Origin of the sequence: Pseudoalteromonas distincta, assembly GCF_000814675.1 — a bacterium.
GTDB lineage: Bacteria > Pseudomonadota > Gammaproteobacteria > Enterobacterales > Alteromonadaceae > Pseudoalteromonas > Pseudoalteromonas distincta.
In genome coordinates this window covers 30,897-50,997 of record NZ_JWIG01000008.1, presented here as the reverse complement: position 1 = coordinate 50,997, position 20,101 = coordinate 30,897, and the positions used below count along the sequence as shown (strand labels likewise).

Genomic DNA, 20,101 nt, shown 5'->3' with positions numbered 1-20,101 from the left:
GGAAGTATTGCGCGGTGTATCACCTTATGCCAAGTTAGAACTCAGCATAAGGAACAATAGGGGTACCTGGGAACTCAAGCGTTCCATAAACAGGGTTAAAATAGTAACGTATGTAAAGTTGACCAAAGTTTGGTTCGTAAAAGTCAGAACGATCGATGGCTAAGTAGCCACCAAAAAACCAATTCGGCGTTATTCTATACTCAAAACTACCTTCAAGATTATATGAAACACCAGAACTTGTTTCACCTTCAAATACAGGGTCAACACCTGTTATTGATTCTCTATCATACGCAGCTATTTGCAAATCGCTATCGTTAGGGAAGAAATCAATAGATTGAGTTTTTGTTTGCGAGTACGAAACACCGGTTTTTAATCGATAAACAAAATCATCGCCCCAACGCGCGTCATAAGTGAGAGGCACGGATAGACCAACATAGTTTTGCGGACTGTAATAACCACCATGGCCCCATGTTTCTTCACTTAAATTATACTTGTATGCCCAATGTAATAAGCTAGCGCCTACGATAAATTCACGCTTTTGATTGCTTATTACACGGTAATAAGTACCGCCCATCATACGATAGCGTTGGTTGTCTTTTACATTTTGGCCTTTATAGAGAGTAAAGTCGGCGCTTGACCAAAAACCCCATTTTCCGCCTAAGTCGTGTGATACATTAGCTGTTAGGCCTGTAGAGCGTACGCCCCCCCAAACTTCACCTGTATTTACATCTTTCAAGCCCGCATAAGAAAGCACTGAATTTGTAACTGGGCGCTTTTCAAGTTCTAGGCTGTATCCAAAGTCGCCAAAACTGTCTGCGTAATTTACACCCCACACAAAGTCTTCAATTAAAAAGCCAAGAGGGGTAGTGCCTACATCTACACGCCAGTTTTCGTTTTGCCAACCAATACCTATATCTACACCACTTTCCTCTGGTGTCACTTCATCGACTGAACAAGTGAAAATACATAAAGCACCTTGTCCGTAGCGACTACCAGCGAACTGCTCATCAAAGCGAGTTGTTTGTGCGCTAATAGTAGTCGGGTCTACTTTAATAAAACCTTGGCCTTGCCAAAGTGGAAAGTAAGCTTCAATTGGTACTAAGCCCGCACCAAGTGTTGCTTCACTTTCGGTGCTTGTTTGTCCACTAAAGTTAACACCAATGGCAATGTATGCTTGGTTTTTGTTTTGCTCGTTTATTAGCTCACGTTTAGCACCGTTTACATACCATTGATCGTTTTCATCTATTTTTAAAAGCGCTCCGTAAAGCTCTTTTTCGTTTAAAGTACGATTAGGTGACAGGGTTTGTGCGTACCAAGATTGTGCTTGTTCGGTTTCATTAAACTTACTGGCTACTTGAGCACCTAAATAGCGTAACTCTTGATCGTTTGGTGACTTTTCAATAAGTTGCTTAGCTAAATAAAGTGCATCCCCTGAGTAATTAAACTCATTAAGAGATGACATGATTTGGCGTTGTAAATAACCCTCTTGCGATGTGGTTTGCGCTATCGCTTTTTGCGTAACTTCTTTTGCTTGAAAGTCATCTCCAAGTTCTATGTATGCATTAGCAATAGCGAGAAGCGCTTGAGGCTCAATAGTTTGACTACTTTGTACTTTTCGCTGATATAAGATAACGGCTGCTTCATATTGTTCTAGCGCTAAGTTTGCATTAATAAGGGCAGTTGTTGTTGCTGGAATATCTTTATATTTTTGATCAAGCTGATTGAGCTTAGCAATTAAGTCACTGCCGGTATAAAACTGGTTGAGGTAGTTATTTTGTAACTGCACATATTGAGCCGTTTCGTTTTCAGAAGCGCTCTCTGGTAACACGTAATCCTCAAACCAGCGTTTTATTTCAACTTGGTTATCTTGCTCTAGTATCCACTGGCCTTGTAAAAGGTGCCAATAAGGCGACAAAGATGAGTCAGATGAAAGGGCACTTGAAAGCAATTTAAGAGCATGTCGTTTTTCATCAATTTTGTACCAACTATTAGAAAGCTCAGCTTGCATTTCAGGTGTTAGCTCTCTCGCTTCTAAGTTACTTAAATGATAGATGGCGACAGATTTGTTTTTTAAATCAAGATATTGCTGGCTTTGAGTAAGAGACTCGTTAAGCAACAATTGCTGTTCTAAAGCAATAATGTCGGTATCTCGATTTTTAAAAGGAATATATTTAAGTGTATCCAAAGCTCCTTCATAATCATTTATAAAGCGCAAAAATAAAGCATGGCTATATCTAATCTGGGGGTTTAGCGGGAACTGCCACAATACATTATTAAATAAATCACGTGCTTGTTGAGTCAGGCCTTTTTGTTGGTATATAAAAGCTAAATCGTAATATAACCAAGGTTGTTCAGGTGAAAGCTCAATAGCTTGCTTAAGTAATTCTTCTGCTTTTTCTAGCTCTCCACCATTAGTATACTGGCTTGCTTTATCCCTTAGAGTATTACTGGTAGCTAGTGCATATGAGGGGTAGATTAAATCTCGTTGCTTTGCGTTTAATGAATTATAAAAGTTGCGAATTGATTTTTGGTTTTGATCTAGTTGCGCGATATTTAATAAGCCAAGTAAGGCATTTTCATACAAAGGATTGGTTTTTAGGGCTGCTTGATAGGCGGTAGCTGCTTGTGTGTAATTTCCTTGAGCTACTAATAATAGGCCTTTGTTATAAAGAAAAGCTTCTTGGTCATGATTTAATTGCTCAGCTAGATTTAGTTTTAATTGTGCTGTTTTAAAATCAGATTGCTCTATAGCATCTTCCATTTCAGACATATACAGCCAAAACTTCGCAACTGTCGCGAGTTCTTTAAGTCCTTCACGCTCATCAAAGTTAGGTGTATATTTTTGCGCGGTAAAAAAATAGTAATATGATTTTTTGTAGTCGCTTTTCGCTAAATACAAATACCCTAAGCTGCGCATAATTTCTTTATCGGTTGGCCGCCCTTTTAAAGCATTTAATAGTAGGGGCTCAGCTTCTTTTAATTTTTTATTATTAAGTAAACGATCGCCTTTGAGCCAAAGCTGATACGCGGGATCGGCAAGTAATGCTTGTCTTACTTTAAAATCTCGTTGGAAATCTTCATATTGTAACTTACCTTTACTACTAAATGGATACACAGAGAAGTAACGTTGGTATTGCTCAACTGTATTTTGAGTAAGATCCATACTCTTAAGAGCTGCAAGCCAAATAAACTCAACTTCATTAATAAAAGAAGGGCTAGTTCCGTAATTACTTAAAATATCTATCGCTTTACTATTTGCTGGGTTTTTCCTCAGTAAATGGCGAGCATAAGGTATTTCTACTTGAGCGATATTAGAATAGCTTTTTAATAACTTTTCATAGCCTTTTTTAACACTTTCCCATTGGTCGCTGTCTTGTCCATACCAGCTTAAATGCTCAAGCTCGTAATTAAGTGTAGGGTAGGTGTTTTTAAATATTTTATTGTATATTTCACGGGCTTGTTCATAACGTCCAGCTCGAGAAAGTAGCCTAGCTTCATGAATTAAAGACTTATCTTTACCCTCAATACGAGAGAGTATTTTAAGCTTTTCAACGCACGGAGCCTGTTTGGTAAGCCCGTTATCTATTTTGCTTAATAACTGGTTGGCTTTCACTGATTCGCCATTGGCAAAATCATAACGCGCTACTGCGCACTGTGTTTCTATTCGGGCAGGGGCAATGGCGACTAGCTTTCGTAAGCTATCTTCAACTAGTTTTTTATTTTGCTGTGCTTCACCAATACCTATTTGGCTTAGTAACCAATCAACAGATTGCGTATCAATATCGTTGACTGTGTTAGCGCTTAATCCAGAGCTAAGTGCTAATGTGCAAGCGAGGGCAAACCTTAACGGCATTCAGTGCTCCATACCGGTTGTAGCGTCCCATCTGCTGTAATTGAAAAACGCTTATTTAAAGCACTTGTACCAAACAAGTTAAGCACGCTGTCGTAATAACGAGTTTGAGTAAATGATTTATCAATCATTAGTTTTTGCTGAATCGCCATTACCGTAGAATTATCGTTATTAGTCGCCAGTAAAGGTAATAAAGCTGAATTAAAGCCCAAAGGGCCTCTTTTTTCAGATTTTCCAGATTTAGCAAAGGTATTTAAAGGCACGTAACCACGTTTATTAATTGTTTCTATAAAAGGGTTGAATTGCGCTAATAGCTCTTGTTTATAAGGCGCATTGTCTGCCATCATGCTTGCCCATAAGTACACTCTGATGGCGTTATAACTGCCCAAGTCGCTCGTTTTTTTATCGTAGTAAAAGCCATTATTTGCATCAAACATTACCCAGTCAGGGCTAACACCTTGCTTAGCTGTATCTAAAATTAGCTTTGCTGAGCCTTCGTGTAATTGATGCCAAGGCGAGTGTGGGTAGAGCTTTTTAAACTGCTGGTAAATAAATAATGGTGAGTAGCTCGGGTTTAACTTAAAACGTTCATTATCAAATTCAAAACCTGTAGGAGCGGGTAGTAATGATAAACCTAGGCCCGAGATATAAGCGGTTTCTTCACGCATTATTCGCTGTGCAAGTACAGCTGCTAATATGCTGTAGCGGCGCTCATCCCAAAGAATAGCTGCTTGCGATAAGCTGTATGCTATCCATAAGTCAGAGTCAGACGCAGGGTTTGAATCTAAAATCCCGCCAACATTTTGATTATTAACACCCCATTGCCATGCCGGTAAACGAGTGCTTAAATCACCTTCTGATAAATGTTCTTGCGTCCAATCAAGCACTAGGTCAAACATTGCTTTGTCATTTGCTACAACAGCAAAAAACAACGCATAAGATTGGCCTTCAGAGGTTGTGATATTTTGCTCACTCCCCAAGTCAATAACGCGGCCATCTTGGCTTATAAAGTTACTTTTAAACGTTTGCCATGCATCCCATGGTTGGCATTGCTCTATTTGTGCATTGGCATTAAAGGTAAATAATGCAATCACGGTAAAAAATACATTAATGAGTGACTTCATTACTTATCTCCTTCAGCTAAGCGCTTGTATGTTAATGCTTGTAGTAATCGCCATATAATAAATGAGATCAGCAGTAGTGTTAAAATAGACAATAGTGCCAGTACAAATGGGTGATCCGATAAATGGAACCAAATTAGGGTATGTACAGGAATGTGACCAACAAAATATTGCTCATCAGTTTTAATTGTTTTAATGCCTTGAGAGTTTATGACCGCAGCACTGCCTTTAATTTGCGCAAGCGCTTGTGAACTCATTAACGCATCATCTAGTAGAGTAAAGGCTTTTTGTGATGTTGCACTGAGCGATACTATTGAGCGCTCTGAATCAAACGGTGATTGAAAGCCAGTAATAACGGCCATATCACCACTACTTTTTATACTTACTTGGACTTTATTTGTTGTCTGCTCATCGTAAGCACCGTTGTATATGGCTTGTTTTATAGCGCGCTGATTGTTATCAAGCAAGATATTAGTTTGCGCATCTTCATCTAAGTTATTAGCAATGCTATTAGGTTTTGCGATTACTAAGATGTCTTTATCATCTAAGTTGGCATCTTCATTTAAGTGAGCAACGCTTATTCTATGAGCGGGGTAACCTGTGATAGCACCAAAGTGGCCTGTTAAATTAAACAATACAGATAGCGCTTTAGATGATGGAACTTCATCTATCAATACTAAAGTTTGTTGTAAGTCTGCGTATTTTGTAAATGGGAATCCGCTGTTTGCAAATACATTTAAATCAGGCAAAGCTATGTAATGGTCAAACCCACTTACATCAATGTTAGAGTTTCCATCAATTACTCCGTATTCGCCACCAGGTGGAGCAATGGCACACTCGCCTTTTTTAAGTACTGCAAATCTAAAGTCAAAATTTAACTCATTTCGGCTGGCAAGATTAATACCATCTAATGAAAAGTCTTCAGCGCTTTGCGTTGTGTCTGTATTAGCGATTAAAGGCAGCAAGGTTTTTGCGGTAGTTAACGATGTGTCTTTTTTATCAAGTAAAAAACCACTTATAAACTCTTGGTTTATTAACATGTTTAAACGTGAATTTAAGGTTTCGCTCTCTGGCGTATTACGGTATTGCAAAGTAATAGGAATGCCTTTTTCACGCCAAGTAAATAAATCAGGTGCAAAACGAACATTTAGTTTTATAGGACCATTGTTAAGACCCTCAGCCTGTAACTGAGTTGGATAGTCAATAAGCTCGTCAAAGTGCACGGGACGATCGTTTCTAAGCCATCTTGGCGCATCATAAGCTTTACGCAGTGGGAGTTTGTTAATTGCTTCGATACTTGCACTTCGGCCAGTCATAATCTTATGACCAAACACAAGACCAGTAACCGCTGTTTTTAAGTCTTTTTCGTCACGCCCCAAAATTAGCAGCATTTTATTGTATCTGTGAATAGGGCTTGAAATTAGCTCGACGGTTGGCTTTTCAACATCTGGATAATCTTTTAAAAAATCAGGTTTTGAGTCATTAGTAATAAACACCACACTGTGCTGCTCTGGTGCTTTATTTAAAACTACTGGAAAGTTAGTGCCACGCCAGTCTGCTTGTGCGCCAAACCAACTAGATAAAGTGGCTGCCGCTTCTATAGCTTGTGTATTAGGTGTGCTTGCAAATACAAAAGGTAAGTTTAATTTGTTGTAATCTTTAGCATCAAAAAATGGTTCTGGTAAATATTCAAGGCGGCTATCAATTGCTAACTGTTTTTGATCAAGCGTTATGTGGCTTGATTTGTTTATTTCAGTCCAAATTGAGCGGCTAAAGTAATCTTGGCATCGTAAATCATAGTAACCAACTAGTTCAAAGCGAATTTGGTTGTAGTCTTGAATGTATTTAGCATTTAGGTCAAGGCTATGACTTACCGTATTTTTTACAACACTTAGCTGTTCATTAATAGGTAATACTGTTACTAAGTTATCGTTAAAATAAACTTTTAAGTGCGATACATTAGCCAGCAATGAAGGTGAGTTAGTGTACGAAAAGTTAAGCTTTAAATTAGTGCTTAATTTATCAATTCTATTTGTGAAATCGACACGAGAATTATTATTCACGCCGTCGAGTTTATAGTCATTGAATCCTAATTTTTCAAAGCTAAGGCGTAAACTAGAAACCTGGGCACTCTCAGGGTAGCCATTTACAAACAGGGTTTTGTCGTGCATAGGCTCGATAGCGAGCACTTTATATGCGCTACTAATAAGTAACAATGTTAGAAATGTATTAAGTAACTTTTTAATCATAATTATTATGCACTATCGGTTTTTTTGGAGTAAATGAATTTATGTAAATGACAATATTAGTCATTAACTTAATAACTGGTTGTAACGCTCTTGGAGCATGAAATAATAAATTACTAAAGCCCCGTAAACTGGTTTTTTGTACTTCTTTGAAGCTATACGATGGACGGTCATGTCTAAAGTTATTTTGCCAATCTAGCCAAGCATCTGCTCTTGAGAAGGTACATTGTATAAAAGCTCTCTGTTTTTCGAGAGATAAGTCTTTAAGTGTAAGGCCAATTTGTTTTTTGCGGGTATTACATACATACGTTGTAAACGAAAATTGCTTATTACCACGACTCATTAACAATTCAATTTTATCGTTAACACGACATAAATGCGCGTGTTCTGTCTCTATGCCCACGCCGTTATCTGAATAATCCGTTATTTTTACTTTCAAAGTATGACCATTCGCTAAACGAACGCCGGCAGGAAAGTTTGCCTTTATACGATGCGAGTGCCTCACTTGACGAGCTTCAGCTGCAACAGCAACGGCAGCACCTAAAATTATAATATTATAAAAAGCCCAACCCATACTTATTATAAGTACGCCAATCTGGCTTGGGTCACCTAAAAATAGACGTAATACACCCACTAATATACCAAGTAAATTAATAAGTAAGAGAATTAAATACGGTTTAGAAATACCCCAGTCGTAATGCTCTTCATCATTTAAACCGCCTTTTTCGGTTACATTAAACTTACCCTTATTAGGATTAAATAAAGCAACGGTGGTTGGTTTTAATATGTACCAAGCAAGTACTGACTCATACACTTCACCCCAAAAGGAGTAACGGTATTTACCTTGAATACGTGAGTTAGTCGCTTTGATTTGAATTAATGTCGGCACTACATAAATAAAAATAGCTAAAAATGGGGCATAAATTATGTACGCATTAAAATATATTAGCGCTAAAGGGGCTGTTAAAAATACAATACGAGGAATACCCGATAAAAAGTGCAGCATTGCGTTTATGTAGCATAATCGTTGAGGAATGCTTAAACCCTTACCCATTAATGGGTTATCAAGTCTAAATATCTGCGCCATACCACGCGCCCACCGAATGCGTTGACCTATATGCGCTGACAGGCTATCGGTTGCAAGACCTGCTGCCTGTGGAATATTTATATAAGCAGTTTTATAACCAGCGCGCTGCATACGAAGTGCCGTGTGAGCATCCTCCGTTACTGTTTCAAACGCAAAACCGCCAATATCATCAAGCGCAGCTCGTTTTAATACGGCGCAAGAGCCACAAAAGAAGGTCGCATCCCACATGTCGTTACCGTCTTGAATAAGCCCATAAAACAACATGTTTTCGTTAGGAATTTGACTATGGTTGTTAAGGTTTCGCTCAAACGGATCTGCAGAGAAAAAGTGATGCGGTGTTTGCACCAAGCATACTTTACTGTCTTTTAAAAACTGCCCCATCGTCATTTGTAAGAACGAGCGAGCAGGGACATGGTCACAATCAAAAATTGCGATATATTCGCCATCGGTATAACGCATAGCGCTATTCATATTGCCGGCTTTAGCATGATTGTTATCCGAACGAGCTAAATAGCCCACTCCAATTTCCTCTGCAAATTCCTTAAACTCTGGGCGCTTACCATCATCTAATATATAAACATTTAATTTATCCACAGGCCAATCGATACTTAAAGCAGCCAGAGTAGTGGGCCTTACAACGCTTAACGGCTCATTATAAGTTGGAATATATACATCTACTGTTGGCCATAAGTCAGTGTTTTTTGGTAAAGGCACTGGTTTTCGCTCAAGCGGGTTAATTGTTTGGAAAAAACCTAAAATCAGTACAAGCCAGGCATACGTTTCAGCAAGTAATAAGCCACCACCTAGTGCAAGTGCAAGTGGATCATCCCAATTTAAAGTCTCAGTGTAACGCCACCACAAGTAACGAGAAGACGTAGTTACTGACAGGGTAATCATGACAATGGTTGCCATTTGGCCTTTTACTCGTTTAAGCGCATACGCAACTAGTAAAATAAAGCTTATAAAAACGGCTTGAGCTTCCAAGCTAAAAGGAATTGTAATAAATATTGCTAATAAAAATAGAATAAACGCGAGAATGACGTATTTGACTAGTTTATTTTGCCATACACGCGCATCCGCCATGGTTTTAAACGCACTTTTTTTAGGGCCTTTTTTGTTTTTTGATAGTAAGCGCTTTAACAATCTACCTAGCTTTAAATCAAACCAACGTAATTGCCTTAAAAGGTAGCTAACACCATCATAAAAATAATTAACAGCATCTTCTTTTACAGAACTAGATTTAAGCTGGTTTTTAAAAAACACTAAAAAAACACTTTGTATAATAAAGCGTAATATATTTGAGTAAATGTAGGTTCGGTAAGGCAACCTTAAATGAGGGTAGTAGTCATAAAGGGTATATTCAAAGCTGATTTTATGCTTTTTAATATTTATAAACAGTGAGCTTAAAAGCGTAATAAAAGGCATTAAAAAAGCTTCAATAACATTTACTTTATGTTGATTAAAGTAGCTATGAAACTTGAATAAAATGTACCGGACTAACTTATCAGTAAATAAAATGCTCAGCAGCAAGTATAAAGTGCTGTGAATAGGGCGCTGATAAAATAATGTAATGCTCATTTTATAAGGTCGCTTTACTAACTAGCCAACCAGCTAGTGTTTCAAAGTCATCGTTTGCGACACTATATGGCGCACAATTAAGCGCTACATTTCTGTATGCGGTTGACTCTTTAATAACTTCGTCACTGTTGATAAAAAACGGAGCCATAAGGGGGAGCGTAGATTGCCAAAGAGAAAACAAGTCAAATTCTAGCGTAGATGCAGAGTTATAGCGGTTAACTAAAAAATAATGCTTCCAATCAGTATCTGAATTTTTGAGTGTTTGTAGGCGTCTATAAATTAAGCTGTGACAAATAGCGTCGCAATTAACCAGTTCAATTACAATATCGTTTTTCTCTAACGGGTAGTGGAGAAGGTTAATATGTGCAGGGCAGTCAAAAATTACCCACGCTTCTTGGCTATAATTTAGTTTTTTGCATCTATTTACCATTTTAGTGATGTTATCGATGCTAGTATCAGTGCTGTCACCGAATGGTAAAAATATAATGCCATCGTCATCTTGATGAAAATGCACAAGTGCATCTTCAAAGCTCGCTTCATTGCTCCAGCCTTTGGTATATTTCCATGGCAGGCCAAAATGTAAACCTAGGTCACTTTTTGCATCTAGATCGATTGCAATAACGTCAACGTCAGACTTTTTTAGCACGCACGCTAAATTTGCAACCACAGAGGTAGTGCCTAAACCGCCTTTGATACCTTTAACGAAAACTCTTTGCAACGGATGTTTTACCTATCTTTAATTGAACTAACTTATGTGTTTAGTTCGTTGTTTATTTCTTTAAGTAATGCGTACTTATTAATTGTATTATTATTTTGCTGTTTGTTTACAATTTCTATGTAGTCATCACTCTTTCCACCAAAACGTAGTGCAAGGTTTTCTATGTCACTTGATGTTAACGTTTGTGAGTTTTTAGGCGTCAAGTTATTCATTCTTACCTTTACAGTTACTTTAATTATTTTGATTAAAAGTGGACAATATTTGGCTATTATATATAGAATAACGGTTAAAACTAGTAAAAAAGTATTTTTTATAGGGCGTTTTAAGTGCATAACTTTAACATAACGGGATTAGAGCCTGCTGCAAAAGAGTTAAAATCGGCTTCAAGTTATGCTGTTTTAGCCCCTTTAGACAATTTTGTAATCGAATTGGCGTTACATTCAATTAACCAAAGCTTGGTTAATGATATATATATAGTTTCCCAAGAGGTTGAATCATTTTTTGATTCTTCTTTTTCTGCATCGTTAAATTATGCTTATAAGCATAATAGAGTACACCCTTTTTCGTTGGCCTCAGAAACACAGAATCATTCTATAGAGAAAATTAATTCAGGTATTATAAAAGAAATAAGTGCTTATAAACGCCTAAGCAAAGCGCTTATTTTTGTTCATTTTAATACAGCACAGTTAAGCAGTACTGACGAGAAAAGCTTAGAGTTGATGATGAGGCAGTACAACGATTTTGTTCGTAGTACGGGAGCTACATTATTATTTTTAATTTCGGGACCTGATATTGCAAATTATCGCTTTTTATTTAGACGATTAAACAATGTATTTGATGGGCTGGTATTTGTTGATAACGACTCTGCGGTTCGAGTACTTGAATATGATTATTGGCGTCACAGTAGGGGGGTTATTGCTGGTGAACATTACCAAATATTATTAAGTGGTAATCAGTTTGTTGTTCAAACTGGAACGGCAAGCGAAAGTAAAACACTTAAACACTCAGACTTTGCCGATGAAGACGATGTTTGGCTTGTGCAAAGTGCTGTGCCCGAAGGTACTAAGTTACCGATGCATTATAAAAGCGTAAAAGATAATAATGATTTATTTAATAAAGGCCCAAAAGTAGAAGCTGCCACCTTAATTTTTGCAGTAACGCGTTACACTGATTTGGCGCTATTGGGTAAGCAGTGTTTTGAACTTAGAAAAAACTGCGGACGATGGTTAAAGCTTGTTATTCAAAATGTTGATGGTGTTATTCGCCATCAAGATGAGTGCTTATTTTTAACCTTGGGTGTAAATCTAATTTTGTATAGCTTTTCAGAGCCTTCGCGTTTGCTTTCACAAGTGCAATCTATTCAAGGTTTTAAGTTTTCAAGGCCTTTACCTTCCTCAGTTGAGGATGTTTTGAAATACACTGAAAATACCTTTTCGAAAGGATATTTACCTTTCATCGAGTTTACGAAACAAGTAGAAATTCATAGTGACTCAGCCGTTAATTTAGGTGTTAGTGGTGTGCTAGTGAAACTTGAGCTACTACCAAGAATTGACCCTATTCATCCTTTGCATTTATTTCATATTAAGCGCGAAGGTGATGTATTTAGCATTGCAGATAATACAGTTTATTTATATTTGCATGCTTGTAGAGAAAATGACGTTGATAATGCAATTAAGCATTTGTTTAAATTAAAAACGAGTGATTTTTTTGTACAGCAAAATATAATTTCTGACCACTTTTACATTCAACAAGAATGTAAACAGTTAAGGCGATTTTATAAAGGTAAGAGTGTTGTAGATTTCTCGCAAAAACTTGCTGAGAATGATAGCTATAAATTTGCACCTGATATAGCAAACAGCGTTACTGAAAATATTAACACCCCAGAATTTTCTAGTAAAAGCCGCCCAGATGCTAAGCCTTTTATAATGAAACTAAGAGATAACTTATGAGTATGAATCAGCTTTTAATTACCGTGTTTCTTGCAATGGTGCTTGGCGCGGTGCTTTGTATGCTAGGCAAATATATTTTATCTCAAATAACAAAATATTATTATAAGCTTACTTTTAAACATGAAGTACTAGAGCCTTATACACCAAATACAGTAAAAAAGGATAAGCAGTGAAATTATCAGGTTTAGGGGTTTGGAACCTTTATTTTTTAGTTAAGTTTGCTCTGTTTTATTACGGTGCAATTGATTTTAACGTACTAACTAATGCCGCTTTTGCTGCATTGCTTGCGATTAAATTTAAGCAGCCATTAATAGAGAAGGCAAAACATATACTAGGTGCTGTGTTTGCTGTGGTATTACTTTATCAAGACTCATGGTTGCCACCAATAAATAGGTTGACTAAACAAGCAGGTAACGTTCAAGATTTTAGTTTTGGTTATTTTATCGAGCTATTAACCCGAGTTATTAGCGTTGATATGTTGTTGGCTCTGTTCGTAATTAGTGTGTGTTTTTGGTATACATCGCAATGGATACGCTTTACCACCGTGACTATTGTTGGGCTGTTAGTTGTAGGGTGGCAAGGAGACAACTCTCAATCACAATTCGTTAATAATGTGGCTAACCCTGAACCGGTTACTCAAAATCAAAGTAATCCTCAAACGCAAGTGATCACTCAGGCAGCGCAATCTCCTGATCAAAAGTTAGCTGATTTTTACCAACAACAAAGCTTACTAATGAGCCACTTTCCAAACCAAGTGAATGGTGAGCTGTTTGATGTAATTATTTTGAACATATGCTCAATGGCTGTTGCTGATTTAAATGCTATTGGTGTAAGTGTTACTGATATGTATAAAGACTTTGATGTGGTGTTTTCAGACTTTAACTCGGCTACGTCATACAGTGGACCCGCTGCGGTAAGACTGCTGCGCGCTAGTTGTGGGCAAACGAGTCAAACAGCATTATTTAAAGAGGCACCTGAACAATGTCACTTGTTTAAAAACCTAGAGAAACTAGGTTATCAAAACAATGTTGTGATGAATCACGACGGACATTTTGATGAGTTTAAAGGCTTAATAAATAAGTACGGTGGCCTAGATAGTACACCATTTAATATCGATTCAATGCCAGTGGCGCTACGAGGTTTTGATAATAGTCCTATTTACTCAGATGAAGCTGTGCTGGATGGTTGGTTAGAGCAAGCTGATGACTGTAAGCCGTGTGCGATGTACTACAACACCACAAGTTTACATGATGGTAATCAGCTAGAGAATCAACCAAGGGTTAATAGTAAAGAGACATACCCAATCAGACATAAAAACTTGTTTGCTGATATTAACCAATTTGTAAAAAAACTAGAAAAACGTGGTCGCAACGTTATGTTAATGATAGTGCCTGAACACGGCGCTAATTTAAAAGGTGACAAAGTACAGTTTGCAGGTTTACGTGAAATCCCAAGCCCTGCAATTGTGTCGGTACCTGTAGCAATTAAATTTATAGGCCCAGACGTACAAAACTACTCGCAAATTGTGGTTGATGATTCAACAAGTTACTTTGCGCTTTCAGAGCTGGTAAGCAAGGCGCTGCAAACTGATGTATTTGGTGGGAATAATAGTGTTGCTAATTTGCTTGAAAACCTACCTACAGCACCTAAGGTTGCTGAAAACGAAGGCACAATAATGATGTATGTTAACCAAAGACCATTTATACAATTAGATGGTGGTGATTGGTCTGCTTACCCACAAGGTAAGTAGTCACATAATAAAATTTAACAAATAGCACTGGTATAGTTAAATATCAGTGCTACTTTTCTTCATTTAATTACATTTCAACTTATCGCTTTCGCAGTCTGTTTCGTCCAAAAATGTTTACAATAAGCTACCTTCTCAAAGCGACTTAGCGTATTATTCAGCTAATATAGTTTTTCCTTCTTTGAGGATGTATGCGTCTAGATATTCACTGTGCTGATCGAATTGGTATTGCTCAAGAAATCCTTAATATATTAGTTAACTACAGCGTTGATCTAAAAGGAATTGAAGTTGATTCTGTAAATTGTCGTATGTACGTTAGTTTTCCCGAAATAGAATTTGAACAATTTCAAAAAATTATGCCATCGATACGTTTAATCGACGGCGTACATGACGTGCGTACCACTGCGTTTTTACCATCTGAGCGTGAACACAACGAATTAAATACTTTGCTACGCGCATTGCCTGATGGCGTTATCTCTATTGATGCTAAAGGTTGGGTACGCTTATGCAACGATGCAGCATGTAAGGACCTACAGTTAATTGAAAAAGAAGTTATTGGTGCAAATATTAATAACTTACTTAAAGGCTTTAACTTTACACGTTGGCTAGAAGGTAAAGAAGTGCTCGGGCAAACCACACGCGTTGAAGTGGCGGGTGAGGATTTTATTGCAGACATTTTACCAATTGCAGTCCCTCAAGGTAGTGAAGGTGATGTGCTTGCGGGGGCGGTTATTAACATTAAATCGCAAAGCCGCTTAGGGCAGCAGGTCAGTGCATTTAGACGCTACGGGCAAGAAAGCTTTGCTACCATTCATAACTTTAGTACAGCAATGCGCCGAGTTGTGCGCGAAGCACGCAAAATGGCGCAACTAGAAGCCCCTATTTTGATTACTGGTGAAACTGGCACAGGTAAAGAGTTATTAGCTAGAGCATGCCATTACGCATCTAATCGCTCTGTTAAGCCTTTTATTGCGCTGTCGTGTGCTTCACTTCCTGATGATGTTGCTGAGTCTGAATTATTTGGTTATGCCGGGTACGAAGAAAACGCAGCGCCAAAGCGTGGTGTATTAGAGCAAGCTGATGGTGGAACTGTATTTTTAGATGAAGTTGGCGAAATGTCGACTCAACTACAAACTAAGTTACTGCGTTTTTTACAAGATGGTACGTTTAGAAAAGTAGGCGATGAGAACGAAGTTAAAGTAAATGTACGTATTGTTGCCGCTACTCAAAAAGACTTACCTGCAATGGTACAAGAAGGGGTTTTTAGAGAAGACTTATATTACCGTATAAACGTGCTTACTTTAGAAATAGCGCCACTAAGAGATAGAAAAGCAGATGTAGGGCCACTTGCAGAGCATTTTATTCAAAAATATGCGCAACAAAATGGTCATGCAATTCCTGTTTTATCACAAGAGTGTTTAAGCTTTTTACAAGAGTACCCGTGGCCTGGAAATGTACGTCAGCTCGAAAATGCAATTTACCGTGCAGTGTCGTTACTAGATGATAGCGAGCTTCGCGTAGAGCATTTGCAGTTACCAACTTTTACTCATGATTTAGGGTATTTAGAGTCTGATTTTGAAGGCTCACTAGATCAAGCTGTTAAACGTTTTGAAGCGACTTTACTTCGCAAACTCTACCCCGCTTACCCAAGCTCACGTCAGTTAGCTAAGCGATTGGGCCTAAGTCACACCGCGGTAGCTAATAAGTTACGTGATTACGGGATTAATCGAAAAACAGTAAAGGTGTAATTGACTTAAAGAAATTAAAATATGGGGACTAATTTTTAGTGCCCATATTTTTTGTTACCCCATCAATTGCAATCGTCTCAATACCTTCTTCGTTAAAGTTCATTACGATACTGGCGTTATTACGAGTGAAAAAATAGCTACGGCCATTTAGCTCAATAACATAGTCACCTTTTACAGGATCGCTAAACTGCTGCTTTTTTAGAGTGACTGTATGTTCGCCAATTTGCCATTCAAACTCCTCAATAAACCCATTATTAAATTCTTGAACCCATACTTGGTTGTCATCTTTTGAAAGCGTGATGGCGACAGAATAAGAGCTAGGAATTTGCTCCATATTGTAACTTTTAGATCCAATAGTGAATTTCTCAGCTTTTTGCTGCCATTCAAAACCAAATTTAAATTCTTTAACTACACCGGTAGGGTAAGTTACTGAGCCTTTACCTGGTAACGAAAAATCGGCAAAAGCATTGTAGCTAGGGACTAATAGGGCCAGTGCAGCGATAGTTTTTAGTTTTAATTTCATTAGCTATCTTTTTTATTGTAATAATGATTTAAGATTAAAGTAGAATATTCGTCTTCGCAAGGGGCTATGCTACACTCGAATAAATTTAACTGGTAAGACCTTTTTTGTGAACTTATATATTCGACTTTTATTATTATTTTTCAAAATTAAACGCAATAAGCAATATCAAAATCTACTTGATACAGTAGATATTGATTACAAAGCTTTGCCGACTGATTGTGATATTAATCTACATTTAACGAACTCACGCTATCTTGCGATGATGGATTTATCTCGCACGTGGATGACGGAGCGTGTTGGCTTACTAAAGCAAATAATGAAGCGTCGTTGGTTTCCGATTGTTAACGCAACTGCTATTACTTATATCCGCGATATTAAACCTATGCAGCGATATACAATAAGTACTAAGTTAGTTGGCTGGGATCATAAATACTTTTATATTGAGCAAAAGTTTCACTCAGAGCGAGGCTTACATGCTATTGCTTATGTACGCGGTGTATTTAAAAGTAAAAAGGGTATTATAAGTATTGAAGAAATGCTTGAAGTTGCTGGTTTTGACGGGCAAACACCTATATTGCCAAGTGAAGTAATGCACTGGAAAGAAATGTTAGAGCAGAAAAAGTTAAGTAACCTGCCCTAATCTCTACAAATGAAAAAAAGGCCTTTCGGCCTTTTAACACACATTGTAATTGGGTAACTATGTACTACTTTATATTTGCTTTAAAAACTGTACCTAACACCGAACATTGCAACAACTGGGTCAAGCTCAACAGTTGATGTAAGTGCTTTTGCACCATTAGCATAAACAGTGGCATCGGTATCAATATCCATAATTGATACCATGGCGTGTAAACCCCAGTTTTTATCAATTTTATAGTTAGCACCTACCTGAGCCATAAAGCCAAACGAATCATCTAACTTTACTTCTACATCGTCTGTTCCTAGTGTTGCTTTAAGTGCTTGAGAGGGTTGCTCATCAAAAAATGCAGTGTAGTTTATGCCTACGCCTATAAAAGGTCTTAGCGCATAGCTTGTATCTAAAAAGTGGTATTGTGCAACCAATGACGGTGGAAGTTGTTTTATATCTGCAATTTTATTGCCTGCTAAGCCGCCTGCGCCATTTACATCGTGTGAAAACGGTGTTGCTGCTATCAGTTCTAACACCCATTGATCGTTAAATGCATAATCTACGGTGATACCTAGTTGAGTGTCTGAATCACCTTTAAGGCCTAGCGTAGGTGCTTCATTAATCGCTGAGCTACTGTTATCAGGGTTTACGTTAATAGCGCCAACATTTACGCTAAAGTTAGCGTGTGCAGCTGGAGAGAGTGCTAATAAAGAGGTTAATAATGCGATGCTAATTTGAGTTTTCATGTTGTTCTCCAAGAACTACTATTTAATTAGCGCTATTATTACCGAGCAATAAATATGAAAACCTGTTCTAGATCAAAGTTTAAAAAGCATTTGAAGCTTATAAAATGTTTTATTGATTTAGATTAATTTTAGTGTCGTTATGCTTTTGTAAAGATTGACATATTTATTTAATTAACAGTCACATGAATATAAGGCAGGCACTGCCTTGCCATAATCTCGTGTTTAATCAGGGCCTTAATAAACAAGAAAATATCTTTTTAGCAGGGAACGAAAATAATTTAAACACCCGACACTTAAAAAAGTATTGGAAGACTTAAATGCGATTGAGTCGGTATTTATAATTAAATATAAACCGAGTACTTTATAAGGCATAAAATACTCGGTGCACTGACTTTAGTTATCAATAGTTATTCTAAATAACGTTTAGCTTTGTTTTCTTTAACACTTTTAAGATCGACTAATACCAATCCATCAATACAATTATTAAAATCGGGATCAATGCTAAAGCTTAAAAATTGTACGCCGCCAGGATTGCAAAGCTCAGTATATTGTTTAAATAAAGTAGGGACTTGAGCGCCCATATTAGCTAACACATGCTTTAACTCTACAAAATCTTCTTTAACATCGTTTCCATTAAAAAGAATATTGCATTGAGTTAGCTGTTGCTCAGTTAATTTAAGCTCATTATTAGGTGTAGCTAGTTCTATGCTGCTTTTATAGTAATGTTGATAGTAATAAACGAGCATGGCTTTGGCTTGCTCAGGTAGAGCGTTGGACACGCTTACGGCCCCAAATAAATACCTATACTGTGGGTAGTTTTTTATAAAAGCACCAATACCGTACCATAAATAGTCAAGACTCTTACGTCCCCAATACTTAGGTTGTACAAAACTTCGACCAAGCTCAATTCCTTGGTGTAGATAGGGCGTCATAGCGTCGGTGTAAGAAAATAAACTATCGGTATATAAGCCTTCACGTCCATGCTTTTGTATTACCTGTTGTGCGCAGGCTAATCGATAAGCACCTACTAGCTCTAGTTGCATAGGGTCCCACAGTACAAGGTGTTGGTAATCCATATCGTATTTATCTATATCACGACGCTTACCGCTTCCTTCACCTACTGCTCTAAATGCTATTTCTCTCAGGCGTCCTAGCTCTCTAAAAATAGGTGAACTACCTACATATTGATATAGATGAATGTGCATGCCATCGTGTGTTTTACCCAGAAGCTGACATTGCTCAATTGCTCTTTTTAGTTCTTTTCTACACTCAGGCACAGCAATAGGTGTTTGTGTTTTTAGCGGCAGTGTTTTTTTAGTTGTAAGCCTATAAAGCTGTTTACGTATGAGGTTTACAATTTCTTTATCTTTAAGGTTTTCTATTAAGTAGGACTCAGGAGGGATAGAAGCACCAATCTCAAACTCTAAAGATTTTTTGCGCTGCTTAAACATTTCTGTCACTAATAATAAACTTGCCAGAGGCTTATAAATCATTGATGTACCATAAAAAAGTGGACTATTTTTGGCTTTAATAAAAATAGGTAAAATGGGGCAGTTGGCTTTTTTTGCCATACGTAAAAAACCGCTATTCCATTTGCAATCCTTAATGCCGGTTGGTCCTAGGCGCGACACTTCCCCTGCAGGAAATATAAGTAAGGCACCTCCACCTTTTAAATGGTTTTGTATATTACTAAGCTCTTGCTTTTTACTCATACCAGATAAGTTATCAACAGGGAGTAAAAGAGAATGCATTGCGCTGACCGACATTAACATGCGGTTTGCGACTACTTTTAAATCTTGCCTTACTGTAGAGAGTACTTTGATAAGTGCTAAAGCATCTAATGAACCAATAGGGTGGTTAGCAACAATAACAAGTTTACCCTCGTTAGGAATATGTTCTATCTGCTTAGGTTTATAGCGCGTATCAAAATTGAGTTCATCAAGTACTTGCTCAACAAATTCTAACCCTTGTAGGTGAGGGTACGTATTACCAAAGGTGATAAACTCTTGTTCATGCAATAAGTAACCTAAACCCTTTTTTACTAAACCTTTTACTTTTGGAGAGTTCTCTAGTTGTGGTAAGTTTGCTGCAATTACTTTATCAACACTTATCATATTAACCTCATATTCCGTTTGGTCTATTCGCTATACATGTAAGATT

At 37.5% G+C, this 20,101-nt stretch carries 13 protein-coding genes; 4 read left to right on the top strand and 9 right to left on the bottom strand.

What is annotated here, in order from left to right; genetic code table 11:
- Positions 1–34 precede the first annotated feature (34 nt).
- The 6 genes from QT16_RS06050 to bcsR are packed head-to-tail and all read right to left on the bottom strand — an operon-like array spanning position 35 to position 10,812.
- On the bottom strand, positions 35–3,853 hold the full coding sequence (locus QT16_RS06050; RefSeq protein WP_039487114.1) for a cellulose synthase subunit BcsC-related outer membrane protein: 3,819 nt from the start codon (positions 3,851–3,853) through the stop codon (positions 35–37).
- The gene (bcsZ, locus tag QT16_RS06045; RefSeq protein WP_039487113.1) at positions 3,844–4,974 is read right to left on the bottom strand and encodes a cellulose synthase complex periplasmic endoglucanase BcsZ; all 1,131 of its coding nucleotides are present in this window, start codon (positions 4,972–4,974) and stop codon (positions 3,844–3,846) included. The genes QT16_RS06050 and bcsZ overlap by 10 nt, the downstream gene beginning before the upstream one ends.
- Positions 4,974–7,220, bottom strand: coding sequence for a cellulose biosynthesis cyclic di-GMP-binding regulatory protein BcsB (gene bcsB, locus QT16_RS06040; RefSeq protein WP_039487110.1), 2,247 nt, complete (start codon positions 7,218–7,220; stop codon positions 4,974–4,976). Before bcsB ends, bcsZ begins: the two co-directional genes overlap by 1 nt.
- Complete coding sequence (gene bcsA / locus QT16_RS06035; protein ID WP_039487108.1) at positions 7,213–9,882, bottom strand: UDP-forming cellulose synthase catalytic subunit; 2,670 nt, start codon at positions 9,880–9,882, stop codon at positions 7,213–7,215. The genes bcsB and bcsA overlap by 8 nt, the downstream gene beginning before the upstream one ends.
- Position 9,883: 1 nt before the next feature.
- On the bottom strand, positions 9,884–10,600 hold the full coding sequence (gene bcsQ, locus QT16_RS06030) for a cellulose biosynthesis protein BcsQ (protein WP_039487106.1): 717 nt from the start codon (positions 10,598–10,600) through the stop codon (positions 9,884–9,886).
- A 32-nt stretch (positions 10,601–10,632) separates the two neighbouring features.
- A complete protein-coding gene (gene bcsR / locus QT16_RS06025) occupies positions 10,633–10,812 on the bottom strand; it encodes a BcsR/BcsP family cellulose biosynthesis protein (protein WP_002958211.1) in 180 nt (59 codons plus the stop codon).
- A gap of 114 nt (positions 10,813–10,926) precedes the next feature.
- Between bcsR and bcsE the strand changes: the two genes are divergently transcribed.
- From bcsE to tyrR, 3 genes are all read left to right on the top strand, one after another.
- A complete protein-coding gene (gene bcsE / locus QT16_RS06020) occupies positions 10,927–12,549 on the top strand; it encodes a cellulose biosynthesis protein BcsE (RefSeq protein ID WP_039487103.1) in 1,623 nt (540 codons plus the stop codon).
- Positions 12,550–12,718: 169 nt separating this feature from the next.
- The gene (bcsG, locus tag QT16_RS06015; protein WP_039487101.1) at positions 12,719–14,299 is read left to right on the top strand and encodes a cellulose biosynthesis protein BcsG; all 1,581 of its coding nucleotides are present in this window, start codon (positions 12,719–12,721) and stop codon (positions 14,297–14,299) included.
- A 188-nt stretch (positions 14,300–14,487) separates the two neighbouring features.
- Positions 14,488–16,044 (top strand): transcriptional regulator TyrR, encoded by a 1,557-nt coding sequence (tyrR, locus tag QT16_RS06010; RefSeq protein WP_002958215.1) that lies wholly within the window; start codon positions 14,488–14,490, stop codon positions 16,042–16,044.
- A gap of 28 nt (positions 16,045–16,072) precedes the next feature.
- On the opposite strand, the gene QT16_RS06005 is transcribed toward tyrR, so the two are convergent.
- Positions 16,073–16,567, bottom strand: coding sequence for a hypothetical protein (locus QT16_RS06005; RefSeq protein ID WP_039487099.1), 495 nt, complete (start codon positions 16,565–16,567; stop codon positions 16,073–16,075).
- Positions 16,568–16,673: 106 nt separating this feature from the next.
- Between QT16_RS06005 and QT16_RS06000 the strand changes: the two genes are divergently transcribed.
- Positions 16,674–17,207, top strand: a complete 534-nt coding sequence (locus QT16_RS06000) for a thioesterase family protein (RefSeq protein ID WP_002958217.1) — start codon at positions 16,674–16,676, stop codon at positions 17,205–17,207.
- Between the two features lie 80 nt (positions 17,208–17,287).
- Here the strand turns inward: QT16_RS06000 and QT16_RS05995 are convergent, their stop codons facing one another.
- Together QT16_RS05995 and olsF are read right to left on the bottom strand one after the other, a co-directional pair.
- Positions 17,288–17,941: an OmpW/AlkL family protein gene (locus QT16_RS05995; protein ID WP_039487096.1), complete on the bottom strand. Its 654-nt coding sequence runs from the start codon at positions 17,939–17,941 to the stop codon at positions 17,288–17,290.
- Positions 17,942–18,348: 407 nt separating this feature from the next.
- On the bottom strand, positions 18,349–20,055 hold the full coding sequence (gene olsF, locus QT16_RS05990) for a bifunctional ornithine lipid synthase OlsF (RefSeq protein ID WP_039487094.1): 1,707 nt from the start codon (positions 20,053–20,055) through the stop codon (positions 18,349–18,351).
- Between the last annotated feature and the right edge of the window lie 46 nt (positions 20,056–20,101).